General features: G+C 57.6%; 25 protein-coding genes and 2 pseudogenes. 9 read left to right on the top strand and 18 right to left on the bottom strand.

The annotated features are described in order from the left end of the window. From N8E89_RS11885 to N8E89_RS11875, 3 genes are all read right to left on the bottom strand, one after another. Entirely contained in the window at positions 1 to 573 is a 573-nt protein-coding gene (locus N8E89_RS11885) for a DUF6101 family protein (protein WP_106666394.1), read from the bottom strand. 355 nt (positions 574 to 928) lie between these two features. Beyond that, on the bottom strand, positions 929 to 2344 hold the full coding sequence (locus N8E89_RS11880) for an FAD-binding oxidoreductase (RefSeq protein ID WP_106666393.1): 1416 nt from the start codon (positions 2342 to 2344) through the stop codon (positions 929 to 931). Then, positions 2341 to 3330, bottom strand: coding sequence for an L-threonylcarbamoyladenylate synthase (locus tag N8E89_RS11875; protein WP_410010304.1), 990 nt, complete (start codon positions 3328 to 3330; stop codon positions 2341 to 2343). Before N8E89_RS11875 ends, N8E89_RS11880 begins: the two co-directional genes overlap by 4 nt. Positions 3331 to 3499: 169 nt before the next feature. Here N8E89_RS11875 and N8E89_RS11870 point away from each other — a divergent pair, with 169 nt between their 5' ends. Further along, positions 3500 to 3886: a hypothetical protein gene (locus N8E89_RS11870; RefSeq protein WP_106666391.1), complete on the top strand. Its 387-nt coding sequence runs from the start codon at positions 3500 to 3502 to the stop codon at positions 3884 to 3886. A gap of 31 nt (positions 3887 to 3917) precedes the next feature. On the opposite strand, the gene glyS is transcribed toward N8E89_RS11870, so the two are convergent. The 4 genes and pseudogenes from glyS to N8E89_RS11845 form a co-directional block, all read right to left on the bottom strand. Then, positions 3918 to 6212 carry a glycine--tRNA ligase subunit beta gene (gene glyS, locus N8E89_RS11865; RefSeq protein WP_106666390.1) on the bottom strand — a complete coding sequence of 765 codons (2295 nt, stop codon included), beginning with the start codon at positions 6210 to 6212 and terminating at the stop codon, positions 3918 to 3920. Continuing rightward, complete coding sequence (locus N8E89_RS11860) at positions 6212 to 7147, bottom strand: glycine--tRNA ligase subunit alpha (RefSeq protein ID WP_410010372.1); 936 nt, start codon at positions 7145 to 7147, stop codon at positions 6212 to 6214. The genes glyS and N8E89_RS11860 overlap by 1 nt, the downstream gene beginning before the upstream one ends. Before the next feature lie 156 nt (positions 7148 to 7303). Then, a pseudogene (locus N8E89_RS11850) lies at positions 7304 to 9107 on the bottom strand (tetratricopeptide repeat protein). A gap of 149 nt (positions 9108 to 9256) precedes the next feature. Further along, complete coding sequence (locus N8E89_RS11845; RefSeq protein ID WP_112760007.1) at positions 9257 to 10273, bottom strand: polyprenyl synthetase family protein; 1017 nt, start codon at positions 10271 to 10273, stop codon at positions 9257 to 9259. Between the two features lie 177 nt (positions 10274 to 10450). On the opposite strand from N8E89_RS11845, the gene N8E89_RS11840 reads away from it, so the two are divergent. The 6 genes from N8E89_RS11840 to moaB all read left to right on the top strand — a co-directional run bounded on the left by N8E89_RS11840 (position 10451) and on the right by moaB (position 14092). After that, positions 10451 to 10672 (top strand): putative signal transducing protein, encoded by a 222-nt coding sequence (locus tag N8E89_RS11840; protein WP_262259969.1) that lies wholly within the window; start codon positions 10451 to 10453, stop codon positions 10670 to 10672. A 3-nt stretch (positions 10673 to 10675) separates the two neighbouring features. Then, positions 10676 to 11443, top strand: coding sequence for a tRNA1(Val) (adenine(37)-N6)-methyltransferase (locus N8E89_RS11835; protein ID WP_106666386.1), 768 nt, complete (start codon positions 10676 to 10678; stop codon positions 11441 to 11443). A gap of 73 nt (positions 11444 to 11516) precedes the next feature. Further along, positions 11517 to 12374, top strand: coding sequence for a S49 family peptidase (locus N8E89_RS11830; RefSeq protein WP_106666385.1), 858 nt, complete (start codon positions 11517 to 11519; stop codon positions 12372 to 12374). Between the two features lie 85 nt (positions 12375 to 12459). Beyond that, positions 12460 to 12645: a hypothetical protein gene (locus N8E89_RS11825; RefSeq protein ID WP_106666384.1), complete on the top strand. Its 186-nt coding sequence runs from the start codon at positions 12460 to 12462 to the stop codon at positions 12643 to 12645. Between the two features lie 5 nt (positions 12646 to 12650). Next, complete coding sequence (locus N8E89_RS11820) at positions 12651 to 13535, top strand: 4-(cytidine 5'-diphospho)-2-C-methyl-D-erythritol kinase (RefSeq protein WP_106666383.1); 885 nt, start codon at positions 12651 to 12653, stop codon at positions 13533 to 13535. Positions 13536 to 13537: 2 nt separating this feature from the next. Further along, entirely contained in the window at positions 13538 to 14092 is a 555-nt protein-coding gene (gene moaB, locus N8E89_RS11815; RefSeq protein ID WP_106666382.1) for a molybdenum cofactor biosynthesis protein B, read from the top strand. A gap of 5 nt (positions 14093 to 14097) precedes the next feature. Here moaB and N8E89_RS11810 read toward each other — a convergent pair whose 3' ends face one another. Next, on the bottom strand, positions 14098 to 14640 hold the full coding sequence (locus N8E89_RS11810) for a glycosyltransferase (protein WP_106666381.1): 543 nt from the start codon (positions 14638 to 14640) through the stop codon (positions 14098 to 14100). 106 nt (positions 14641 to 14746) lie between these two features. Between N8E89_RS11810 and N8E89_RS11805 the strand changes: the two genes are divergently transcribed. Beyond that, positions 14747 to 15904: a PA0069 family radical SAM protein gene (locus N8E89_RS11805; protein ID WP_106666380.1), complete on the top strand. Its 1158-nt coding sequence runs from the start codon at positions 14747 to 14749 to the stop codon at positions 15902 to 15904. A 222-nt stretch (positions 15905 to 16126) separates the two neighbouring features. Further along, complete coding sequence (locus N8E89_RS11800; protein WP_262259962.1) at positions 16127 to 16708, top strand: ribonuclease HII; 582 nt, start codon at positions 16127 to 16129, stop codon at positions 16706 to 16708. Between the two features lie 215 nt (positions 16709 to 16923). Here the strand turns inward: N8E89_RS11800 and N8E89_RS11795 are convergent, their stop codons facing one another. The 10 genes and pseudogenes from N8E89_RS11795 to N8E89_RS11750 all read right to left on the bottom strand — a co-directional run bounded on the left by N8E89_RS11795 (position 16924) and on the right by N8E89_RS11750 (position 23755). After that, entirely contained in the window at positions 16924 to 17403 is a 480-nt protein-coding gene (locus tag N8E89_RS11795; protein WP_162707117.1) for a F0F1 ATP synthase subunit B, read from the bottom strand. A 117-nt stretch (positions 17404 to 17520) separates the two neighbouring features. After that, positions 17521 to 18167: pseudogene (locus tag N8E89_RS11790) on the bottom strand (F0F1 ATP synthase subunit B). A 75-nt stretch (positions 18168 to 18242) separates the two neighbouring features. Further along, positions 18243 to 18470, bottom strand: coding sequence for a F0F1 ATP synthase subunit C (locus N8E89_RS11785; protein ID WP_008125314.1), 228 nt, complete (start codon positions 18468 to 18470; stop codon positions 18243 to 18245). Between the two features lie 118 nt (positions 18471 to 18588). Next, on the bottom strand, positions 18589 to 19341 hold the full coding sequence (locus N8E89_RS11780; protein ID WP_262259960.1) for a F0F1 ATP synthase subunit A: 753 nt from the start codon (positions 19339 to 19341) through the stop codon (positions 18589 to 18591). 50 nt (positions 19342 to 19391) lie between these two features. Continuing rightward, complete coding sequence (locus N8E89_RS11775; protein WP_106666519.1) at positions 19392 to 19802, bottom strand: AtpZ/AtpI family protein; 411 nt, start codon at positions 19800 to 19802, stop codon at positions 19392 to 19394. A 335-nt stretch (positions 19803 to 20137) separates the two neighbouring features. Continuing rightward, complete coding sequence (locus tag N8E89_RS11770) at positions 20138 to 20527, bottom strand: beta-barrel domain-containing protein (RefSeq protein ID WP_262261884.1); 390 nt, start codon at positions 20525 to 20527, stop codon at positions 20138 to 20140. Further along, positions 20503 to 21102, bottom strand: a complete 600-nt coding sequence (locus N8E89_RS11765) for an HlyD family secretion protein (protein WP_262259958.1) — start codon at positions 21100 to 21102, stop codon at positions 20503 to 20505. Before N8E89_RS11765 ends, N8E89_RS11770 begins: the two co-directional genes overlap by 25 nt. Before the next feature lie 73 nt (positions 21103 to 21175). After that, the gene (locus N8E89_RS11760) at positions 21176 to 21472 is read right to left on the bottom strand and encodes a biotin/lipoyl-binding protein (RefSeq protein WP_262259956.1); all 297 of its coding nucleotides are present in this window, start codon (positions 21470 to 21472) and stop codon (positions 21176 to 21178) included. Positions 21473 to 21491: 19 nt separating this feature from the next. Next, positions 21492 to 22781 (bottom strand): calcium-binding protein, encoded by a 1290-nt coding sequence (locus tag N8E89_RS11755; protein ID WP_262259955.1) that lies wholly within the window; start codon positions 22779 to 22781, stop codon positions 21492 to 21494. Continuing rightward, positions 22775 to 23755 (bottom strand): calcium-binding protein, encoded by a 981-nt coding sequence (locus tag N8E89_RS11750; protein WP_262261883.1) that lies wholly within the window; start codon positions 23753 to 23755, stop codon positions 22775 to 22777. The genes N8E89_RS11755 and N8E89_RS11750 overlap by 7 nt, the downstream gene beginning before the upstream one ends. Positions 23756 to 24129: the final 374 nt, after the last annotated feature.

Genomic DNA, 24129 nt, shown 5'->3' with positions numbered 1-24129 from the left:
CTACTTCGCGCCCTGAGCAATAATCTCCTCGCCGCCAATCACAAGACGCAGGCCAAGATCGCCAACCTTGCGGCGGGCAAGAAAGCGAGGACGGCGGCGGCGCGGTTCGCGACCCTGACGACGCTCCTTTGGCGCTGAAACTGCAACCGGGCCGATGCTCTGATCGAGCTGCCGCGCAACACCGTCTTCTTCGACGAGCATCATCGGCAGTTTGAAAAGTGACGACCAGGCGCGCCAATCGGCCGCAATGTCATTGAGGTCATGCGCGACCAGCAGCGGCACCGAAAGATGCGGGTCTGTGTGCATCAGCTCCAGAGTTACGGTGATGTCCCCGATGTCATCTTCAGTGGCCCGTGCTGTCACGCCTAAAAAAGCGCAGGCCGGCAAGGCGAGCGAGACTGGCAGATGGCTCGCCGGCAACAACCGCTTCACCACAGCACCCCGTTCGTGCAGCGTGAAGGTGATGTCGCCGCGATCGTCGCGCGTGGCATAGGTGACCGTCTGTGGTAGATGGAATGGGTCAAGCCGGAACTCCCGACCTGCCCAAACCGGCTTGGCTCCGGTTTTCTTCATGTGACGCCTTCTGTCGATCCTGAGAGCCGGTTTTCCGGTCTTCTCTTTGTATTTCCCTGTAGAGCGGACCATTTTCTGGTCTCGTATGGGGAAACAATAGGCGCCAACTTTCCCAATCCCGCTTAACGAACTGGGTTAACTGTTTCTGATCAAAAAGGATGGTTATCGAAACCCAACCAGCCCCAAGATTTTGGTAATAGGCATGAACAAAAGATTGAGAGCCTGGAACTCTCCTGCGCCATTCATCTGACGTGATTTTCTGCGCCAGGTACTCACAGCAACCGCTGCGTTCCGGTTCCCGGAACTCACTCCATCTCAGTCTCCGCAGTGATTTTCCAAATGTGCTCTGAGAACTTCAGAGCACTTTGCCCGGATTCATTATGCCCGCAGGATCGAAGGATTTCTTGATCCGGCGCATCAGATCCAATGCCACGGGCGATTTGGTTTCCGAAAGCTCCTTGCGCTTCAACTGACCTATGCCGTGCTCGGCCGAGATCGAGCCTTTATAGGAACGGACAATGTCATGTACCCGCTTGTTGATTTCTACCCAGCGGGCAAGAAAAGCCTCCTTGTCGGCGCCGACCGGCTGGGAGATGTTGTAGTGCAAGTTGCCATCGCCCATGTGCCCGAAGCAAACGATGCGCGCACTGGGGATCAGATCGAGCACAGCCGCATCGGCTTCTGCGATGAAATCCGGGATCTTTGCGACCGGCACGGAAATATCGTGCTTGATCGATCCGCCTTCCGGTCTTTGCGCAAGCGACATGGCCTCGCGCATATGCCAGAACGATTTTTCCTGGGCCGTGCTGTCAGCGATTGCTGCGTCTTCTACAAGTCCCGCCTCGTAGGCTTCCATCAGAATTGCTTCAATGGTTTCGCGTGCATCTTCCGCGGATCGTGACGAGGAAATGTCGATGAGAACATACCATTGATGCGGGGCATCAAGCGGATCACGCACGCCGTCCGTATGAGCGACGGAGAACTCCACGCCAATACGCGGCATGAGTTCGAAACCGGTAAGCGATGGGCCTGCATGACCCTGCGCCAGTCCAAGGAGTTTCAAAGCATCTTCCGGACTGGCGAGGCCAGCATAGGCGACGCCTTTTCCTCTCGGTAGCGGAAACAGCTTCACCACTGCCGCTGTGATTACCCCAAGCGTACCTTCTGCGCCGACAAACAAATCCTTCAGATCATAGCCCGTATTGTCTTTCTTGACATAACGCAGATCGTTGAGGATCTCGCCCGTCGGCAGAACAACCTCGACGCCGAGGCAAAGCTCACGCGTATTGCCGTAGGCGAGAACCGCAGTCCCACCCGCATTGGAAGAGAGATTGCCGCCAATCTGACAGGAGCCTTCAGAACCGAGCGAGAGCGGAAACAGCCTGCCCTCGTTCTCGGCAGCGTCCTGCAGCGTCTTCAACACAACGCCTGCCTCGACAATGGCGAGATTACCGGCCGGATCGATCGAGCGGATCCTGTTCAACCGCGACAGGGACAGGATAACCTGCTGACCGCTTTCATCCGGCATTTGACCGCCGACGAGGCCCGTATTGCCGCCTTGGGGAATAATAGCCGTTCCGGTTGCGGTCGCCAGCTTGAGAATTGCCGAGACCTCTTCAACTTCGGACGGCCGCAGAACCATCGACGTCTTGCCACCGAATTTCTCGCGCGGCTCGATCAGATAAGGCTCGATATCGCGCGGATCGCGCAGCGCATTCTTTTCACCGACAATCGCAATGAAGCGTTGAACAAGGTCAGGCGTCAGGGTCATTTTATCTGTTCCACAGTCATCGAGGGTATCCGCGGCGCGGCAGCACGGACAAGCCGGTCATTGATGGCCTCGCCAAGTCCGTTAAAAGGGATCGGCTCTACGGCGATCACAGCACTGCCGAGGCGATCAAGGCGTTTCATGTAGTCAAAGAGGTTGGCGGCAGCTTCGCGCAGATTTCCGGCCTCGCTGAGATTGAGGCTTGCCGCGGCAAGGGCAGCGCCACTCGCGCGCACCGGCCCGAAGGCAAGCAAGGCCTCGCCTTCCCGCACCTCATGCACATTGAGCCGAACGCCCGCTGCTGGCGCATAATGCGAGGCCAACATTCCCGGGGCTTCAATGGCAGAACGCTGATCTATGCGTTCAAGCTTTTTGCCGATGAAGGCTTCTATGTCTTCCGCCGCCAGGCCGCCGGGACGGAGCAGCTGAACCGCATCGCCATCGACTTTGACGATCGTGGACTCCAGCCCCACCTCGGATGGACCGGCATCGAGGATCAGGGCAATCCTGGCGCCAAGGTCATCCTCGACGGCAGGCGCACTCGTTCCGCTGATCTTGCCGGATGTGTTGGCGCTGGGGGCCGCCAAGGGGCGGTCGAGGGCAGCGATGATCTTTCCGGCAACGCCGCGCGGCATGCGCAGCGCTATGGTATCAAGTCCCGCCGCGACCAGTGGATGGATTGCCGTGTCTGCCTTCAAAGGCAGCACGAGCGTCAGTGGCCCCGGCCAGAACGCGTCGATGAGCCGCCGCGACTGCGGGTCGATGACCGCATAGCGTTCCGCCATGGAGACATCCGAAACATGGCAGATCAGCGGATTGAAATGCGGCCTGCCCTTCGCCTCGAAAATGCTGGCGACTGCTTCGCCATTGGTGGCATCCGCAGCAAGGCCGTAGACAGTTTCAGTTGGAATGGCGACAAGTTTGCCCTCGGCGAGCACAATGGCTGCCGTCCGTACTGCCTGCTCATCTGTTCCCATGATCCGGGCCAAGGAAATCTCCGATCGTGAGCACTGCCTACACGATGGTGGTAACCTGCTGCAAGTATCAGCTGATGAACGCACTGAATGAGGTCATGCTTAAAATTGAATCGATCCGGCATAAGGCTTGGCAATGAATGGCTGTTAGGAGTGGTCAAGAAACGAACGGGGACTGATTGCCATGCTTCGCCAGATCATTGCCGCAACTGCCATTGCGCTGTTTACGGTATCCGTCCATGCGGGGGATTCCATCGAGGTGATGGGACCTGCGGCAAGGCCGAATTCCGTTTCTTATGTCGGCTATGACAGTTTCGATGCGGAGGGCAATCCGATTTGCACACCCTGTCAGGCCAAGCGTGCCGAAGAGGCCGCGCGCCTCAAGGCCTATGCGGCAAGGCGAGAACGCTCCCGGCAATATATGGCGCGCCTGCAGGGCAAGGAAGTTCCCGCCAGTTCCGACTCGCTGATCGCCGCCAATGCCGCGCCACTGGTTCCGGCCGGCCAGCCACCGCAGGAAAAGGTAATTGTTGACGTGGCGGCAACGCCGCTTCGCGCGGGGGTACAATAGCAAGGCGCGAAGTTTCGCGCCTATCTTCTTATTATCCAACGATTTTCGAGAAGTCCGCTACCGTATTTGTCGCGGTACGAATACGCGAAAGCAGTGCCAAACGGTTGGCGCGAACGTCCGGATTCTCGTCATTAACCAGTACTTTCTCAAAGAATGAATCAACTGGTTCGCGCAAAACGCTAAGCGCGATCATTGCGCCGGAAAAGTCTTCTTTTTGAATCGCTTGCGCTGCCTGGCTCTCAGCTTGATTCACCGCGGCATAGAGTTGCTTTTCCTCATCGAGACTGAAAAGAGCTGGAGCGACGGCGTCGGATACGACCGTGCCCTTCTTCTCTTCGGCGCTCAAGATATTGGCGGCACGCTTGGTGCCGGCCAGAAGGTTCTTGCCGTCTTCGGTGTTGAGGAAGACCACCAGCGCTTCGACGCGGCGTGCGATCAGCAACAGGTTGTCCGCGCCGTCGGTGAGGACCGCATCGATAAGGTCGTGACGGGCACCAAGATCACGCAGGTGCACTTTCAGACGCTCATGGAAGAAGGACAGCAGGTCGAAGAGAACCGGCCGAGCCCGTTGTGCCACCTCGTCGCGCACATGCTTTTCGAAGCTGGAGATCGCGTTGATGACGTCTTCCTCACCATCGACATCGCCGGACTGCTGCGCGGCCTGGCGATCTTCGAACTGTTCGACACGCTGTTCGATATTGTCTTCGCGCAACTGTGCGAAGGCCGAAAGGAAAACAGGCAGAAGTTCGATTTTCCAATCGCTCGAAAGCAGCAGACGAATAACGCCTAGAGCGGCACGCCGGAGGGCGAAGGGGTCCTTCGAACCGGTGGGCTTTTCGTCGATCGCCCAGAAACCGACAAGCGTATCGAGCTTGTCCGCAAGCGCGACCGTGACCGAGACCGAATCGGTTGGCACGAAATCGGACGGACCCTGCGGCTTGTAATGTTCCTCTATCGCGGCGGCAACCGAAGGATGTTCTTTCTGCAGCAGCGCATATTTGCGGCCCATGCCACCCTGCAATTCAGGGAACTCGCCGACGATTTCCGTCGTGAGGTCGGCCTTGGCCAGCACAGCCGCTCGCATGGCCAAAGCAGGATCGGCACCCACCAATGGGGCAATGTCGCGAGCAAGCGCCCTGATGCGGGTGACGCGCTCACCTTGTGTTCCAAGCTTGGCGTGGAATGTGACGTTCAGGGCATCGAGCCGGGCCATGCGCTGATCCAGCGGTTTCTTCAGATCGAGGTCAAACTTGATCCCTGCAGCGGCAAGCGTGTGCATGTCAGGCAGGTCGTGCTGATCGGTATTCCAGAAATACAGCGCATCGGACAGGCGTGCGCGAACCACCTTGCCATTGCCATAGGAGATTTCGCGGCCGCCATCGGTTGCTTCGATGTTGGAAATGAGAATGAACCTGTTCGACAGGCTTTCGCTCTCGCCCTGCTTGCGCGTGACAAAACATTTCTGGTTGGTCTTGATCGTCAAGCGAATGACTTCCGGAGGGATGGCGAGGAATTCTTCCTCGAACTCGCCCATCAGCACCACAGGCCACTCGACCAATCCCGACACCTCTTCGAGGAGCCCCTCGTCCTCGACCAGCTCAAGTCCGGATGCGAACGCAATATTTTGGGCATCGGAAAGGATCATTTCCTTGCGGCGATCAGCATCGAGAACAACCTTGGCCTTTTCGAGCTTCGCCACATAATCGTCGAAACGGCGAACCGTGATCGGCTGGCCGTCGCTCAGGAAGCGATGGCCATAGGTTACATTGCCGGCGCGGAGGCCGTCGATTTCGAAGTCGACGACAACCGGCTCTTCAGTTTCGGGACCGAAAGTGCAGACGATGGATTGCAGCGGACGCACCCAGCGGAGGCTGCCCGGCTTCGATGACGCAGCACCCCAGCGCATGGACTTCGGCCAGGGAAACTCGCGAATGATCTTCGGCATCAGCTCGGCGATGATCTCTTCGGCGCCGCGGCCGGGCCTGGTCAGATGGGCGACGTAGAAATCGCCCTTCTTCGGATCGGTATGAATATGGGCCTCGGAGATATCTGAGAGCCCTGCGGAACGCAGAAAGCCGGCGATCGCCTGTTCTGGCGCGTTGACGCTTGGGCCCTTGCGATCCTCATGCACATCCTTGGAGCGTGCGGTAAGGCCACGAATATCGAGAGTGAGGCGGCGCGGCGTCCAGTAATCGCCTGCAGCCTCGTAGGTCAGGCCGGCCTCCACCAGACCGTCGGTCACGAGCCTCTTCAGGTCTCCCGCGGCCTTGCGCTGCATGCGTGCGGGAATTTCTTCCGAGCGGAGTTCAAGCAAAAGATCAGGCATTATACGGACTCGCTTCTGAAATTGGCTCCGCCGGCTTCCGTCAGAAGGAAGGCCTCGCCACATTGACGAGCGAGGTTGCGTACCCGCAAGATATAGCTCTGCCGCTCGGTCACCGAGATGACGCCGCGCGCGTCGAGGAGGTTGAAGGCGTGCGAGGCCTTGATGCATTGATCATAGGCCGGGAGCACCATCTTGTGCATCGGGCTGTTGTCGCCCTCCTTGGGCGCGCCGGCTTTCAACAGTGCTTCACATTCGGCTTCCGCATCCTCGAAATGGCGGAGCAATGCCGTTGTATTGGCGTGCTCGAAATTGTGCCGCGAATATTCCTGCTCGGCCTGCAGAAATACCTCGCCATAGGTGACCTTCTCATCGCCTTCAAGGCCATTGAAGTTGAGATCATAGACGTTGTCGACGCCCTGAACATACATGGCGAGGCGTTCCAGACCATAGGTCAGTTCGCCGGAAACAGGGGCGCATTCGATGCCGCAGACCTGCTGGAAATAGGTGAACTGCGAAACCTCCATGCCGTCGCACCAGCATTCCCAGCCGAGCCCCCAGGCGCCCAGCGTCGGGCTTTCCCAGTCGTCCTCGACAAAGCGGATATCGTGCATCAACGGGTCGAGACCGATCGTCCGCAGCGAGCCGAGGTAAAGCTCCTGAAGATTGGCTGGAGACGGCTTCATGATGACCTGGTACTGGTAGTAATGCTGCAGCCGGTTGGGGTTTTCGCCGTAGCGCCCATCCTTCGGGCGGCGTGAGGGCTGTACGTAGGCTGCCTTCCACGGTTTGGGACCGAGCGAACGCAATGTGGTTGCGGGATGGAACGTACCGGCGCCCACTTCCATGTCATAGGGCTGCAGGATCACGCAGCCATGCTGCGCCCAATAATTATGAAGCGTCAGAATGAGCCCCTGAAACGAGCGGGTCGGCTGCATATGATCGGGAAGTGGAACGGACACCGGACGGCCTTTTTGACGAGAAGGAATGGAGTGCATATCTTGTTCGGGACACGATCTGATCCGAAAAGTCATGCAACTTTTCGGGATCATGCTCTAAGACCTGCACTCCAGCCGGTCAAGCAAAAGGAGAACTCAACCCTTCTTGTCGGGAGCTGGCACCGGCGCCGGTTCGACAGGTGGCTTCGGCGCGTCGACGCCGTTCTTCGCAACGCCCGGGTCCTTTTCATCGGGCAGGCCGTTCTTCAGCTTTTCCTCGATCTTCACGAGATCTTCAGGCTCAGGCTTGGAGTCACGCGCGTGCGCCCACTGGAACGTCGCCTCCAGCTTGCGTCCCGCCCGCCAGTAGGCATCGCCGAGATGGTCGTTGATCGTCGCATCTTCCGCCCGCAGTTTTACGGCCTGTTCAAGCTGGGTGACGGCATCGTCGTAACGGCCCAGGCGATAATAGGCCCAGCCGAGCGAGATCGACGATGTAACCGTCCTGAGGGCGGGCATCGACGGCTTTCTTGATGAGATCCAGCCCCTGTTCGAGCTTCGTGTTCATGTCGATCCAGGAATAGCCAAGATAATTGAGCACCTGGGGCTGGTCCGGATAAAGTTCCAGTGCCTTCAGGAAGTTCGGCTCCGCCTTGTCCCATTCCTTCAGCCGCTCATAGGCAATGCCACGCTGATAGAAGATCGTCCAGTCGTTGCGCACCGGCTGCTTGAGGACTGCCACGGCCTTGTCATAGGTATCAGCCGCTTTGCGGTAGTCCTTGTCCTGCGAGTAGATGCTGCCGATCGCCAGATAGGTGCGCATGTCCTGCGGATTGCTCTCCAGTAGTCCGTTCAGGTGCTGGATCGCTTCGTCGTTGCGCTTCAGGATCGCCAAGTTTATCGCGAGTTGCATTTGCGCATCGCGGCTATAGGCTGAATCGGCTGAGATCTGGCCAAAATAGTCGATTGCCTTGTCCGACTGATCCAATTTCGCGCTGATGTCACCGAGCTGAAACAGCGTTGCATCATGGTCGGGACGCAGGGGTAGCGACATCTGCAGATAAAGCTTCGAGAAGGCTTCTCCACCATTGCGATTGATTGCGGTAGCAAGTGTATAAAGTACTTCCGCGGCGCCCTGCTGCGGTGTCTGGATCAAGGGTTTGACGGTCTTGGCACCGGCGATCTGCTTGTTGAATTCGACGAGAACCATGCGCCCCGAAAGCATATCAGAGGCTTCCTTCACCAAAGCTTCCGCACCTGTCCGATCACCGGTGCGTATCTTGAAGGAAGCATAGGCTTCAACGAGACGCTCATAGGTGTCGGGCGCGGCAGAAACATTGGCCTTGTCATTGAGAGCGCTTTGATAGAAGGCGGCCGCCTTGTCTTTCTGTCCGGCCATATCGGCAATCAGTGCGGAACTATAGGTCTTGAACAGCGTAAAGCCTTCCGGCCCCTGCAACTTGTCAATCATGGACAAGGCTTCATTCGGCTTGCCGGATCCGGCCTTGGCCCAGGCAGAAATAAGTCCCGTGATCATGCGATCCAGGTCCGACTGGAGCGACAGCATCATCAGGGTGTTAACCTTCTGGTACTGCTTCCTGTTGAGGGCATCGATACCGAGAGCCAACCGCGAAAACCGTTCGATTTCCGGAACCGACTTAAGTTCTTCCGCGATTGGCAATGCCTGCTTGAACTGACCGTCAGTCAAAAGCACCAGCAACAGGCTCTGTCGCAACTCCGTGTTCTTCGGGTCATAGGCCAGGGCCTGACGATAGAAGGAAATCGCGCTGGCAAAATCGTTGCCGCGCTCCGCAGTTCGCGCAGAAAGAAAAGCGCCAGAGAGAGTGCCGGCATTCAAGGCCGGCGCTTTGGTTGTCGCTGCTTCGGCGGCGGCGGCTCCCACGGTAAACGCAGCAAGTGTTGCGCCCATGATCGAGCCAAGCAATTTACTGCGCTGCATAACAAAAACCCTCTTCATTGCCCAAATTTGACATGATTACCCGAATCCTCAAGGAAACCATGGCCTTTTTACGGTTTTCTCTCAAGGTTCATTGAAAGATTGGATCGAAACCGGGCCACGCACCATACAGGGCGTGTCTTCGCGAACCATCAATTGACCCGGCTGATGCAAAAATCGATGACTTCGAGAAGTGCATCTTTTTGCGGTGACTTATCGAGCGGAGCCAACGCGTCCCGTGCGATGCCGCCGAAATGCCGCGCGCGCTGTATTGTATCACCAAGTGCGCCGTAACGCGTCATCAATCCTTTGGCTTTTTCCAATCCCTTGTCGTCATTTGCACCGTTTTCCAGCGCATCCTTCCAGAAAAGCCGTTCTTCGGAAGTGCCGCGACGATAGGTCAAGACGACCGGAAGGGTGATCTTGCCTTCCCTGAAATCATCGCCCGTATTCTTGCCGAGATCCTTGGCATTGCCACCGTAATCCAGAGCGTCATCAACGAGCTGGAATGCCAGCCCGAGATTGAGGCCATAAGAGCGTAGCGCCTGCCGATCGGTCCGCGATGCGGATGCGACAATCGGACCTACCTCGGCGGCAGCAGAGAAAAGCGCGGCCGTCTTGGCCTTGATCACCGCAAGGTACTCATCTTCGGTTGTTTCGAGGTTCTTGGCCGCCGCCAGCTGCATCACCTCGCCCTCGGCAATCACCGACGCCGATGTCGCAAGCACATCGAGTGCTTCCAGAGAACCGACATCGACCATCATCTTGAAGGCCTGGCCAAGCAGGAAATCCCCAACGAGAACGCTGGCCTGATTGCCCCAGATCATGCGCGCCGTGCGCTTGCCGCGGCGCAGATCGCTCTCATCGACCACGTCGTCGTGCAGAAGCGTTGCTGTGTGCATGAACTCGACGCTGGTCGCCAGCTTGATGTGACCGTCGCCCTGGTAACCGAACATGCGGGCCGCAGCGAGCGTGATCATCGGGCGCAGCCGCTTGCCGCCGGATGAGATCAGATGGTTGGCAACTTCCGGAATCATCTCGACGTCAGAACCGGCCTTCGACAGGATAAGTTCATTGACGCGGCCCATATCCGCCTTGGTCAGGTCGATCAGCGGTTGCACTGATCCTGTGTTGTTTTTCTTATCTTCCAGACTGACAACGACGCCCAAAACGAAACTCCTACGGTTCTGGCATGATGCGGCGACACCTTATTTAGACAGCCTATAACCCGCAAGCGGCGAATTGGCGCGCAAAAATGGCACGAGTTACAAATTCGTGATAAGGGCCTGATCAGAATTTCATCTAATGAGGCACGGCGTTTTGCACCATGCCATAACGGGAATGACATGATTGAAATAATGCGCACCAACGATCCGGTACTGATTTCATTTGTGGAATCATTGTTGAAGGAAGCCGGGATCGGGCATTTCATTGCGGATCTGAACATGAGCATTCTTGAAGGTTCACTCGGAGTTCTCGCACGCCGGGTCATGGTGGACGGCGACCTTGAAAAGGAAGCACGGCAACTTCTCAAGGATGCGGGCATTGCACAGGAGCTGCGCGACTGACCGATGCTTGCTACCGACGTTACGATCGACGCATTTCATCGCGGCAGGTTTCATCTGCTGCAGCCAGCGGCGAAAGGACATCGCTCGGGCGTCGATGCCATGGTCCTCGCAAGTGTCGTGCCGAATGAATTTTCAGGCCGTGTCGCCGATCTTGGCGCCGGCGCCGGCGCCGCAGGTCTTGCCGTGCTTTCCCGCTGTCCGGACGCACAGGCAACATTGATAGAACGCTCGGAATTCATGGCTGATTTCGCCCGGCGTTCGCTGGCATTGGAGGAAAACAAAGCGTTTCGCGGCCGGGCCGAGGTCATCGAGGCTGATGTCACGCTGACCGGCAAGTCGCGCACGGCAACCGGCCTCAGCGACAACAGTTTTGATTTTGCCATCATGAATCCGCCATTCAACCTCCCGACCGACCGCTCCACGCCCGACCCGGTCAAGGCGGAAGCCCATGTCATGACGCACGGCATGATGGAACGGTGGATCAGGACTGCGGCTGCCATCGTCAAGCCCGGCGGCTCAATCGGTATCATTGCCCGACCTGCGTCGATCACCGATCTGCTTGATGCCCTACGGGGCCGCTTTGGCGGTTTGATCATCGTTCCCGTACAGCCAAGGCCGCAAGACGCTGCCATACGCATTGTTATCAAAGGCGTTAGCGGGAGCCGTGCGGGCCTGTCGCTATACCCGGCTTTGATCATGCATCATGAGGCGGGTAATGGATTTACCGAGCGGGCAATCGCCATCAACAATGGATTGACCTCGCTTTTTTAGACTGTAGTAGCATTGTGATTTTCCGCACGCCACCTACATGGTCCTGACGGCACCACTTCAAAAGGAGAGACGCTTGGTCCGATTCATCCGGAAATTACTACCTCGCCGCTGGCGTCCCGATTATCAGGAGATACCTGTTGTTCGTCTGCAGGGCGTAATCATGACGGGCGGTGGTCCCTTCCGGCAAAACCTGTCACTCGCGTCGACAGCTGCTGTTCTGGAGAAGGCATTCGCAGAGAAGGATGCACCGGCAGTGGCCATTTCCATCAATTCTCCCGGTGGATCGCCCGTACAATCGCGGCTGATTTACCGGCGTATTCGTGATCTGGCGACGGAAAAGAACAAGAAAGTCTATATGTTCGTCGAGGATGTCGCGGCATCGGGCGGTTACATGATTGCTGTCGCCGGCGATGAGATTATCGCGGACCCCTCGTCCATTGTCGGTTCCATTGGCGTCGTTTCGGCCAGTTTTGGCTTTACCGATCTCATCAAGAAAATCGGGGTTGAACGAAGGGTGCATACGGCCGGCAGGAACAAGGCCACCCTTGACCCGTTCCGGCCCGAAAACAAGGAAGACGTCGAGCATCTGAAGGCGTTGCAGCTCGAAATTCACGAGACCTTCATCAACCTGGTCAAGGAAAGGCGCGGTGAGAAGCTCAGCGACAATCCTGATTTGTTTACCGGCCTGTTCTGGACAGGAACGCGTGGGATGGAACTCGGGCTTGTCGATGGTCTTGGCGACATGCGCTCCTATCTCCAATCGCAATACGGTCCGAAAACCAGGTTGAGGCTGATTTCGGCCCCACGCGGTTTGTTCGGGCGCAAGGTTTCGTCAGTGGATATCAATGGAGGCGGGCTTGGTTCGGGTTTTGCCAACGGGCTCATCGAAGCCGCAGAAGAACGCGCGCTCTGGTCGCGTTTCGGACTTTGAGCGGGCAATAGAGTATTTGGGCCTAAGGCCGGGTCCGTGATATGGTAGGCCTAGGGAAACAATACCGGTAGTCGAGGGATAGACGATGGCACAGTTAATCTTTTTTGCGCTTGTCGGTGCCGCGGCGTACTACGGTTATCGTTCTTTCAAGCGAGAAGCACAACGGGTATCGCAGCGCGTGCGCGAGGCAGAAAAAGAAGTGCAGAACCGTGCACAGGGCACACTGGTGCAGGATCCCGAGACGGGTGAATACCATCTGCGCAAAGACTGACTGCAATGCTTGACAGTCTCGATGGCACGATCAGCCTGATTGCTCCGGCGAAGATCAATCTGGCACTGCATGTGACCGGACGGCGGAGCGATGGATATCATCTTCTCGACAGTCTCGTGGTGTTTGCTCGCTTTGGCGACAGGGTGAGCGTCAAGCGGTCCGCGGCCGATACATTTGAAATGTCCGGGACGTTTGGAAGCAGGTTGCCGGACGATGAAGACAACCTGGTGCTTCAAGCCAGGAATGCGCTGCGCAGACGCTTTCCCGAGCAGGCCATACCGGTCGCCATACACCTTGAGAAATATCTCCCGATCGCCTCTGGCATTGGCGGCGGGTCGAGTGACGCTGCCGCGACGCTGCGTGCTCTGGCGGCGCTTTGGCGCGTCGAAGCAGACGTGGCGCAACTGGCCGAAATCGGGTTGCCGCTGGGAGCAGATGTCCCAATGTGCCTGCAGGGCCGGCCGCTCGTCGCCAAGGGAATCGGCGAAGATATCGAGCGCCTGGCTGCTTTTCCGCACTTGCCCATGGTTCTCGCCAACAGCGGCGTATCAATTTCAACGCCGCAGGTATTTGCTGTGCTGGAAAGACGCGACAATCCTCCCCTGCCCGAAATGCCTGACCTTTTCACCGTTGGCGATGTCTGCACCTACCTGGCCGAGACCGGCAATCACCTGTTTTCAGCGGCTGAAAAGCTGACACCGGCAATCGGCGATACGATGAACGCGCTGCAAAATACCACCCCGCGGCTGGTGCGCATGTCCGGTTCCGGTGGCACGTGCTTTGCGATTTATGATAGCGACGCCGACGCTGAAGCGGCGGCCGCAAAGCTCAAACAGAGCAACCCCGACTGGTTCGTCGTCGCCACAAATAGCGTCATGGAAGGAGACTGAACTTGGCCCGCATCGATGAAACGCGCCCGTTTGTGCCGGTCAAGATCGCCCTCCTGACGGTATCCGATACGCGCACGCTGGAGGACGACAAATCGGGCAGTATACTGGCCGAGCGTCTCCTCGCCGCTGGCCATACATTGGCGCAGCGCGCCATCGTCACCGACGACCGCGAGAAAATTCGCGACCGCGTGCTTTCCTGGTCGAAGGATCCGCAGATCGACGTGGTAATCACCACCGGCGGTACCGGCTTTACCGGACGCGATGTCACGCCTGAAGCACTGGAACCGATCTTCGAGAAGCGCATGGACGGCTTTTCCGAAGTGTTCCACCGCATTTCCTATGACAAGATCGGCACGTCGACGATTCAGTCCCGCGCGACTGGCGGGGTGGTGAACGCGACTTTTGTGTTTGTGATTCCCGGCTCGCCCGGCGCTTGCAAGGATGCCTGGGATAATATTCTGCAATTCCAGCTGGATTACCGGCACATGCCGTGCAATTTCGTCGAGATCATGCCGCGGCTCGACGAGCATCTGAAGCGCAGTGGCGGCAAGAGTTAGAGCTACTATTTCAGCGCTGCTGGAATAATTTCTGCTCTGAGCCGCTTCATGGCGAGCCCACGCGCGAGATCAACCGCCGTCTTCCCGGGATTGAACAAAGCCATCGACTGGCGCTTTGAAATCAGCAGCCCTTCGGCCAGCGGATTGCTGGGTGAGAACACCCGGTTGAGAAATGGCCGGCGGTGCGTGTGAGACCGCGTGAAGCACGCAGGGCCCTGCATGCGCTCCACATGGACAGCCACCGGTTCCATCCATCCGTCGAGCAGCCTTGCTCCGGGTTCGATAAAAAGCAACCAGTCACTCCGAGCCCGCCGGAACCCGTCGATCAGAGTCTGATCCTGCAGGAAGATACAACCCGCCTGATCCGCAACACGGTGGGTTTGGTCAGTAGAGCCGTGGTCGATAATAACGACGTCGCTCAAGAGGCCTTCGACGGCGCCGCCGACAAGAGCGCCAAGCGTCCTGGCCAGGAGTTCATCCGAATTATGCGTTTCAATCAGGACGGAGATCATCAGGAGCCAATATAGTATTATTAAATGAATTTCCATCACTCCTTTTGGCGCAGATTGTTCTTGCTTTGTTCTCCAAATTTGATAGGAATGTATTCATGTTGCGGCCGTGACAAGCGACTCGTTTCGCTTCTTGCCAAGGAGAATGCAAATGAACATTGTGGTGCAAGCCGACAGGGCCGCTTTCGGGCAAGGCCGCGCACAGCATGCCAATGCCCTGATCGAAGAAGCCGGTCTGCGGATCGACCAGGAACGCCGGCGTGGCCGCGGCGCGGGGATGAATCCGTCCGGACGTTTCGAAGCGGAAAGCCGTCATGTCTACGACGATGGCTGGGAAACGATCGAGGATTTGCCGCCGTTCAAAACCGAAGTTCAGATCGAGAAGCCGCGCACCATCATTACCAGAAATGACTCGCCCGATATTGGTTTCGACCGCTCGATCAATCCCTATCGCGGCTGTGAGCACGGCTGCATCTACTGTTTTGCTCGCCCCACCCACAGCTATATGGGCTTGTCAGCAGGATTGGATTTCGAGTCGAAGCTTTTCGCCAAGCCAGACGCTGCCAAGATGCTGGACAAGGAACTGTCGCGACCGGGCTATACGGCAAAAACCATTGCAATTGGCACCAATACCGACCCCTATCAGCCAATCGAAAAGAAATGGCGCATCATGCGTGATATCTTGCAGGTTCTGGAGGCGCACCAGCATCCCGTTGGGATTGTTACCAAATCCGCCCTTGTGATGCGCGATCAGGACATTCTGGGGCGCATGGCAGAAAAAGGTCTCGCCAAGGTCGCCCTGTCAGTTACGACGCTGGATGGAAAGCTGGCGCGTACGATGGAGCCTCGTGCTTCGACGCCAACGCGGCGTTTGCAGGCACTTCGCAGCCTGTCCGACGCGGGTATTCCAGTCAGCGTGATGGTGGCGCCGGTCATTCCAGGGCTCAACGATCACGAGATCGAGCGCGTGCTCGACAGTGCCCGTGCAATGGGAGCGCTGGAAGCAGGATATGTGCTCTTGCGACTCCCGCTGGAAGTCAGCCCGATCTTCAAGGAATGGCTGTTGCGCAACTATCCGGACCGCTATCGCCATGTCCTGTCGCTCGTACGGTCCATGCGCGGCGGCAAGGATTATGACGCGGAATGGGGCAAACGCATGCGCGGCGAAGGCCCCTATGCCTGGCAGATCGGACGGCGGTTCGAAATAGCGGCCAAACGCCTAGGCCTCAACCTGAGCAAGCGGCGGCTGCGAACCGACCTTTTCTCGCCGGCGCCCGGAAACGAACAGCTGTCCTTGTTCTAGAGCGGCGAACATGCGCCGCTCCAGCCAGCACAATTCCGTCAGGCCGAATGCCCATCCCGCCTGACGTGACCCTGGGTAGCCCCGCCCCATCAGCTACCTAAGGGCTTGCAGAGAATCAGAACGAATGCGAGTTTCGTCGCAACATGACTCGATCGCGTTCTGATTCTTCTGCTTCTTCCCATCGAACCTGGCAAGCCTGACTATGCCAGCGAGCGGAAACTCATGCGCAGCGGCGTCGAGTTTATCGTCGGTATCGACGAGGCCGGCCGCGGGCCGCTTGCGGGTCCGGTGGTGGCCGCGGCGGTGATTTTGAACCCGAAGAAAATCCCGGAGGGGCTTGACGATTCAAAGCGCCTGACCGCGCAACGCCGCGAAGAACTCTTTGATATCATTACGGATACAGCGCTTGCCTGCGCTGTCGCCAGCGTTTCTGCCCCCGCCATCGATGCAACTGATATTTTGAAAGCTGCACTTGAGGCTATGCGCCGGGCTGTGTGCGGTTTGGCTATCTTGCCCGGCCACGCTCTCATTGACGGGCGCGATGTGGCACCCGGCCTGCCCTGCCCCGCTACCGCGCTTATCAAGGGCGACCAGCGTTCGGTGTCGATCGCTGCGGCGTCGATCCTTGCCAAGGTCACTCGCGACCGGATGATGGCTCAAACCGGGCAATACTTTCCTCTTTATGGTTTGGAATCGCATGCCGGCTATGGAACCGAGTTCCACCGCAATGCGATGGAGCTGCATGGCCCGGTCGCAGGCCTGCATCGCTTCAGCTTTTCGCCGCTCAAAGACCGCCAGATATAGTCAAAGCGCTCATCTCAACCCATCACCTTCAAATTTCACTCATTGGTTGAAAATTGTGGGCCAAAATCGCTGTTGTTGGAGCAGGATTTGCGGGCTCCCGGGCAAGAATCAAACAATTGCGAGCAAAACGCAGTGCCTATCCAGTTCGAGCCTGGGACACGCCAAAAAAGAAAGCCGCCTTGCGGCGGCTTCATGCAACTTGATTATTCCCGTTCTTAGTTGAGGCGGGATTTCACTTCAGTCAGCGATGACTTGAAGAGATCAGCCGATGTCTTGGCATCGACTTTGTCTGCGAGGATACGGCTGGCAGCGGCGACAGCGATATCGACTGCCGACGCGCGAACTTCGTTGACTGCCTCGACCTCGGCCTGAGCGATCTTCTGCTCGGCGAGCCTGTTGCGGCGGGCAACATATTCCTCGGTCTTCTTCTTGGCTTCCTCGAGCATGCCATGGGCTTCACGCTGCGCTATGGCAACGATCTCGGTGGCCTCTTTCTCGGCTTCCTTGCGCTTGCGCTGGTATTCTGCAAGCAGGGATTGTGCTTCCTCACGCAGGCGGCGTGCCTCTTCAAGCTCGTCGCGGATACGGTCAGCACGGGCATCGAGCGATTTGCCGACGACGCCCGGAACTTTCAGATAGACAACCAGTGCGAGGAAGATGACGAGACCGACCAGGGCGTAGAATGTTGCGTCCAATTCCATAGTAGTTCTCCCTTACTGCGCCATGCGCCCAAAAAGGACGCATCGAGGTTGCAGTAGAATCTAATAGTTTGCGCATAATTTCTTCAAAGACCGGATTTCGGTTTTCAGCAATTAGGCGCGGCTACGCACGGCTTTGACGGCAGCGGAAATGCTTGCCTTGTCGACAGTTCCGCCAACGATTTTCTTGACGATCTCGGCAGCGGTGTCCTCGGCAATCGTGCCGACTTCCTTCATTGCCTTGTCCTTGATGGCGGAAATGCTGGCTTCCGCGCCGCTCAGCTTCTTTTCCAGCTCCGCCGAAATTTTTGCCTGTTCGGCATCGGACTTGGCCTTGGCTTCGTCGTGGGCCGTCTGGGCAATACTCCCAGCCTTTTTCTTGGCGTCAGCGAGATCCTGCTCGTAAGCAGCAAGCGCATCGTCCGACCCTGCTTCATGCGGGCAGCCTGGTCAATATCGGTGGCGATACGATCACGGCGTGTCTCGATGATACCGCCGATGCGCGGCAGAACCACACGCGACAGAAACAGGTAAAAGACGGCGAATGTCAGGGCCAGCCAAAGGATCTGCGATGCAAAATGGCTGGAGTCAAAGGGCGGGAAAACGGCCTTTTCGTGAGCCACACCGGTTTCGGTATGAGTCTCGGCGGCGTGAGCGTCAGGCGTCGTCCCCGGAGCTACCGTTTCGGTATGCGCGGGCGTTTCGCTCTGAGCGACGATTGTTTCCGTTGTGGATGCGGCATGGGCCGATGACACAAACATGCGTTGTCCCCTTGAGTAGTCTTTAAACGATATACCGGCCGCGCAAGGCGCAGCCAGTATTAGCTGTTCTTTGAATTAAACAGCGAAGAGAAGCAGAAGAGCGATGAGCAGCGAGAAGATGCCCAAAGCTTCGGTAACGGCGAAGCCGAATACCAGGCGGCCGAACTGGCCGTCAGCTGCTGAAGGGTTGCGCAACGCACCGGAGAGATAGCTTCCGAAAATATTGCCAAGGCCGAGGGCCGTACCGGCCATACCAAAACAAGCGAGGCCCGCACCGATGTACTTTGCTGCTACCGGATCCATATTAAACTCCTTTGGATAGAATCGTTATTGATAGATTTGCATTTGGCGGAAACCCGCCGGTGACGTTTGCTGAACCGTGACCGTCTTCACCGAAGCCCGGTCACGACCCAATTCTTGGTTAGTGACCGCCGGGATGCACCGCGTCATTCAGGTACATGCAGGTCAGTACCGTGAAGACGTAGGCCTGAAGGAAAGCCACCAGGAACTCGAGGCCGGTCAGCGCGACCGTCATGGCGAGCGGCAGGATCGCGCCGCCGACACCGATAGCGCCCAGCGCGCTCAGTGAAGCAACGAAACCTGCAAAGACTTTCAGCGTGATGTGACCAGCCAGCATGTTGGCGAAGAGACGAACTGAAAGGCTGATCGGACGAGAAAGGAACGAGATGATTTCAATCGGCACCACAAGCAGCAGCAGCGGCGCGGGAACGCCAGACGGCACGAAAACACCGAGAAATTTGAAGCCGTGCTTGGCGAAGCCATAAGCAAGCACCGTTCCTATGACCAAAACCGCTAGGGCAAAGGTGACGATGATCTGGCTGGTAACCGTAAAGAAGTAGGGGAACATGCCGAGCATGTTGGCGACAAGCACGAACATGAACAGCGAGAACACGAAAGGAAAGAACTTCATCCCGGCACTGCCGGCCGATCTGCGCAAGGTTGATGCGACGAACTCATAGGCCATCTCGGAAACCGACTGCAGGCGAGTCGGGATAAGGCCGCGATTGGACGAGGTCAGATAGAGAAATGCCGAAGCTACGCCAACCGTTGCAACCATGAAGGCTGACGAGTTGGTAAAGGACAGATCAACACCGCCCACATGCAGGGGAACCCATTGCGCGATGTGGAATTGATGAATCGGATCGTTGGACACTCTAACCTCGTCTATCTCGTTCCATTCGTGACGGCATTTGCCGCCAAGACTTATTCCGGTTTGTCGCGATCTGCATCTTTAACAGACGTCAGACCACGGTTTTCCGCCACACGTCCCGCAGAGCGCAGGATATTGAGCGTTCCAGCACAAAAACCAAGGAGGAGCAGAATGATAAGCCCCCAAGGTGAAGTACCCAAAAATCGGTCAGCTAACCAGCCCAACCCCGCACCAACCAGAACGCCCGCGATAAACTCGCTCGACAGCTTCATGGCCTGCGCGACACCGGAGGCGGTTTCCGTCCCCTTGCCTTCCGAGCTGGCTTTCGTGCCAGCGCCCTTGGAAGCAAGCTTTGCTTCCAGAGAACGGCGGCGGCTTTCCAGCTCGTCCGAAGTCAGTATCTTCCCAGCACCCTGCGCCTTGTCGACAGAACCTGACTTGTCGGGATCTTTCCCCGTGGCCAATGGCATGTCCTTTACACGCTGAATGCGAGGCTTCACCCCCGCTTCGAAGTCGCGCGCAACATATTGTTACGATCCCCGCTAGTCAAGGCGCAGACCTTAGACTCTCCGAGGTAATTTTCATGGTAAAATTCAATAAGTTAGGCAAATATGACTTTATGTCTCACCTCTTTTGCGGAGATCTCGTGTTCGAATCTCCACTATTCCGGGGCGCCGGCACCGCAATTGCACTTGGCGTCACCCCGCAAATCCTTTTCAGATGCGAGCGAGTTTCATCTGAATGGAGTCGTCATGCCGGTTGGCATGTACAGCCAAGCTGAAGTGCCGGCAAGAACGGATCATTGTTCCCGGAATGCCCGATTGAACTGATCGGCAAGCGGCTTGGAGAGGAATGACATCGCTGTACGTTCCTCGGTGGATACGAACACCTCGACCGGCATCCCCGGAAGCAGCTTGGCGTCACCAAGCTTTTCGAGTTCATCGGCAGGCACAACAACGTCAGCGAGATAATAGACCTGACCGCTGGAAGGATCGCTGCTGGTCGCCGCAGACACATAAGCGACGCTGCCATGCAACTCGGGAGTGGTGCGCTGGTTAAATGCCGAGAAGCGCAGCTTGGCCGGCTGTCCGACGAAAACCTGGTCTATGTCCGTCGGCGATAATTTGGCCTCGATCTTCAAAGCCGCATCGGCAGGCACGAGCGTCACCAGTTTTTCCGCCGGTGAAATGACCCCGCCGATCGTGTGGATCGCAAGTTCGTTGACGGTCCCCGACAGGGGGCGCGGATGTCCGTGCGAGCCAGACGGTCTTCGATCGCCACGCGGCGCTCCCTCAGCTCGGAGAGCTTCGGTTCAATGGAACTCAGTTCGCGCTGCGCTTCCGTACGCGCGGTTTCATCGATCGCAATGATCTGGATGCGAATTTCACTCATCTTGGCTTTTGCGCGGGCAATACTTGCCTCGACCTCGCCCTTCTCACCGACAAGTTTCGCCATCTCACGATCGATAATGTATTTGCGTGAAGTCTCGATCAATCGTTTGTCGGTCAGACCCTTGATCTTGTCATGCTCGACCTTGACGAGGGCGATCTCATCGACCTTCGAATTGCGCTGCGACTCAAGTCCCCTGATCTCTTCGCCGAGCTGATCGATGCCGAGTTCCAGCTGTCCCTTCTGGCTCTGGCGATTCTGGCGGTTGCCTTCAAAGAGGCGGTTTTCGCCAAAGAACACATGCTGAAAATCGTCAAGCCGTGGCGCGAGTTCCGGCGAGAGAATAATCGCATCAAGGTTGTCACGTTCGGCCATCAAGCGGGCCTGCCTTGCCATCAACTCCACAAGCTGTGTGCGGACAATCGAAAGCTCTGCCCGTGTCTGCGCATCATCGAAGCCGCAACATGATCTGGCCTTTCTCGACGAAATCCCCCTCCTTCACGGCAATCTCGCTGACGATGCCGCCATCGCGATGCTGGATCGACTTCATGTTCTGATCGACCTTGACCATGCCCGGTGCGATCACCGCCCCCGTGAGCTGTGCAGTTGCCGCCCACCCGCCGGCACCAACGAACAGGAACACACCAAGCGTAACGCCAGCGAAAACGCGGGTAGCAACCGGGAAGGAACTATCCGTCTCTACGGATAACGGCGAGCGTTCATTTTTTTGATTTCGGCCGAACATTTCTCACTCCCATTCTTACTCAAGCGTTCTCGACGATCATCAGCACGTGATGCCCGGTCAGGTTGATGGTCATTTCGTAGTGTTGATCCTGATCCATATCGACCTCGATCAGTGTTTTCTTCAGCTCGTCCGTTCCCTCATGGCGTACCCGGATAGGGAGCGCTTCGGCGCTCTCCTGATCGCCGTAGACATCTTCGAACCGGTCTTCCAGGGTGTCGATCACTTCTTCGAATATCCGGTATTTCGACATCTCGATCCGGTCGCCGACCATGAAATCAAGGATCTGGTGAATGACCTCGGCGCCGGAGCTTCCGGCCGGAATCTGGAATTCGAAGGTGTCAGCCCCGCCTCCACCCTGCACGACCACCGCCTCCGCTCCGGCCGTGATCTTGTCGGCACCATCTCCGCAGACGACTTTTTCGAAGCCGTCAACGATGTCCTGGCCGATATCGAATCCCGTCGCTGCACCGGTATTGAGGTCGATGAGAACGCCATGCGCCGATTGCGAATAGTCGAGCGTATCGAAGCCTGTATCACCCTCATAACAATCATCGGCCATGTCGGCCGCGGCATGAACGACATCGTCACCAGCCCCGGCAAGCACCGCATCCGCGCCGAGGCCATCACTCATCACGTCGTTGCCGGCATCGCCCAACAGGGTATCCGCGCCGCCTCCACCGGTGATAATGTCGTCTCCCCCGCTGCCGACCAGCGTGTCGTTGCCGCCACTGCCGATAATTTCATCGGCCCCCGCGCCGGTCTTGATCACCTCGAAATTGGTAATGCTGTCGCTGCCGATCTCGTCACCGCTTGCGTTTGCGGCAACAAGGTCGATGACGACCGCCATGAGGGCTGCTGAATAGTCAAGTGTATCGATGCCTGCGCCGCCATCATAACTGTCGGTGGCCTGATCAAGGTCCCCGACGACGGTGTCGCTTCCGGCGCCGCCCTCAACCGTGTCTGCATCATCGCCGCCCGACAGATGATCACTGCCCTCGCCACCGAACAGGCTGTCATCGCCGCCAGCACCCGCGATCAGATCATCGCCGCTGTTGCCGTGGATCTCCTCATCCTCGGCACTACCCTGAACCTCGTCATTGCCCGCCCCGGCCATAAGAATTTCAAAGCTCGAAATCGTATCGTGTCCGATTTCCGTGCCGTTCGCGGTACCGGCCTCGAGATCTATGGTCGTGCCGTGCAATACTGCCGAATAATCGAGCGTGTCGGTTTGGCTGCCGCCATCATAACGGTCAGCCGCCTGATCCGCGTCGCCCGCAACAATGTCCGTTCCCTCACCGCCATTCACCACATCTTCGCCGTCCCCCCGGCGAGGAAATCGTTCCCCGAACCGCCGTCGACAATGTCGATCCCCGCCTGTCCAAGCACGATGTCGTCACCGCCGCCGCCGTCGAGCTTGTCATTTCCTTCATTGCCGTGGATCCGGTCATTGCCCAGATCGCCAGCCACGGTATCGTCGCCTTCGCCGCCAAACAGCAGGTCATCACCAGCGCCGCCACTGATGGCGTCGTTACCGCTTTCCCCTGAAATCGTATCACGGCCTTCATCGCCAAACAGGCGGTCATTGCCACTTCCGCCCCAAATCTGGTCGTCACCCAAGCCGCCAAGAACGATGTCATCACCTGCTCCGGCCATGATGATGTCATTGCCGCTACCGGCGACGATGTGGTCGTCTCCGTCACCGCCATTTACCGTGTCGCTGCCGCTGCGGCTGTCGATATTGTCATTCCCCTCACGTCCATCGATATCGTCGGCGCATTCGGTGCCAACCAGCAGATCGTCACCGGCGGTGCCAATGAGCGGCGGATTTCTGAGCACAGAGAACTGCGCGGTCTGGACCACGGAGAATTCGCCGTCGGTGATCCGATAGGTGATCGTTACAGGTCCAAGTGCTTGCGCATCGAAGTTCCACCCGCCGGCGGTCTGCACCAGCGTTCCCGATGAAACAGTGATGTTCTGGACAAGAAGAGGATCGCCATCGGGATCGGTGGCGCCGCGCAGCAGATCGGAAAGTCCGATCAATGCGATGGCGCAGCCATAGACATCATGCAAATAGACCGGGCCGCTGGTCCGCGGTGCGCGATTGACGGTCTTGACGTTGCCGGTGTCTTCGCCGGTATCGTCATCTTCGACATTTTCGTTCGGTGCGCTACTACTGTCCGGAAGCGCTGGTGCGTTGGCACCGCCGCCCCTTGCCGCGCCAAAATTTGCGACCTTGCCGCCAGCCCAGGCATTGTCATTTGCCGCGTGGAACGTAAAAGACATGCCGCCGAAATTTCGCAGCAGGGCCGACGCTGGAAGATTGAGGTCTTGAAAGTTGAATGCTGGCGAATCAGTGAGCGCATAGCCATCCGGCTTCCGGGAAACGAGCAGTTGCTCGCCGGAGCCCGTTGCTGCTTTTTCCTGCCTCGTTTCTTCACCGACTTCGGCGGACGGGTCCCGCGCCAACACCTGAAATACCTCGGGCGAGCCGGTTTGATCGTCTGACGGCTTTTGTTTGGCGTCCTCCTCGGGCACAGCATTGCCCAAACGCGGGAAAGCACTCTTCAGATAGAGTGCAAGCCCGGTCAGAAAGACCGTGAAGAAAAGCGGCGCTGCCGACCGTTTGTCCTGATTCTTGAAGACATACCGCTCGAAGG

Origin of the sequence: Phyllobacterium sp. A18/5-2 (genome assembly GCF_025452215.1) — a bacterium.
In the GTDB taxonomy this organism is placed as follows: domain Bacteria; phylum Pseudomonadota; class Alphaproteobacteria; order Rhizobiales; family Rhizobiaceae; genus Phyllobacterium; species Phyllobacterium sophorae.
This window is presented reverse-complemented; position numbering and strand designations above follow the sequence as displayed.

What these genes read in the sequence shown, in the direction of transcription:
- N8E89_RS11885 (WP_106666394.1), bottom strand. Translation starts at nt 573, where the DNA reads ATGAAGAAAACCGGAGCCAAGCCGGTTTGGGCAGGTCGGGAGTTCCGG.
- N8E89_RS11880 (WP_106666393.1), bottom strand. Translation starts at nt 2,344, where the DNA reads ATGACCCTGACGCCTGACCTTGTTCAACGCTTCATTGCGATTGTCGGT.
- N8E89_RS11870 (WP_106666391.1), top strand. Translation starts at nt 3,500, where the DNA reads ATGCTTCGCCAGATCATTGCCGCAACTGCCATTGCGCTGTTTACGGTA.
- glyS (WP_106666390.1), bottom strand. Translation starts at nt 6,212, where the DNA reads ATGCCTGATCTTTTGCTTGAACTCCGCTCGGAAGAAATTCCCGCACGC.
- N8E89_RS11860 (WP_410010372.1), bottom strand. Translation starts at nt 7,147, where the DNA reads ATGCAGCCGACCCGCTCGTTTCAGGGGCTCATTCTGACGCTTCATAAT.
- N8E89_RS11840 (WP_262259969.1), top strand. Translation starts at nt 10,451, where the DNA reads ATGATTGAAATAATGCGCACCAACGATCCGGTACTGATTTCATTTGTG.
- N8E89_RS11835 (WP_106666386.1), top strand. Translation starts at nt 10,676, where the DNA reads ATGCTTGCTACCGACGTTACGATCGACGCATTTCATCGCGGCAGGTTT.
- N8E89_RS11825 (WP_106666384.1), top strand. Translation starts at nt 12,460, where the DNA reads ATGGCACAGTTAATCTTTTTTGCGCTTGTCGGTGCCGCGGCGTACTAC.
- N8E89_RS11820 (WP_106666383.1), top strand. Translation starts at nt 12,651, where the DNA reads ATGCTTGACAGTCTCGATGGCACGATCAGCCTGATTGCTCCGGCGAAG.
- N8E89_RS11810 (WP_106666381.1), bottom strand. Translation starts at nt 14,640, where the DNA reads ATGGAAATTCATTTAATAATACTATATTGGCTCCTGATGATCTCCGTC.
- N8E89_RS11805 (WP_106666380.1), top strand. Translation starts at nt 14,747, where the DNA reads ATGCAAATGAACATTGTGGTGCAAGCCGACAGGGCCGCTTTCGGGCAA.
- N8E89_RS11800 (WP_262259962.1), top strand. Translation starts at nt 16,127, where the DNA reads ATGCGCAGCGGCGTCGAGTTTATCGTCGGTATCGACGAGGCCGGCCGC.
- N8E89_RS11785 (WP_008125314.1), bottom strand. Translation starts at nt 18,470, where the DNA reads ATGGATCCGGTAGCAGCAAAGTACATCGGTGCGGGCCTCGCTTGTTTT.
- N8E89_RS11765 (WP_262259958.1), bottom strand. Translation starts at nt 21,102, where the DNA reads ATGGCCGAACGTGACAACCTTGATGCGATTATTCTCTCGCCGGAACTC.
- N8E89_RS11760 (WP_262259956.1), bottom strand. Translation starts at nt 21,472, where the DNA reads ATGTTCGGCCGAAATCAAAAAAATGAACGCTCGCCGTTATCCGTAGAG.
- N8E89_RS11750 (WP_262261883.1), bottom strand. Translation starts at nt 23,755, where the DNA reads ATGTCTTTTACGTTCCACGCGGCAAATGACAATGCCTGGGCTGGCGGC.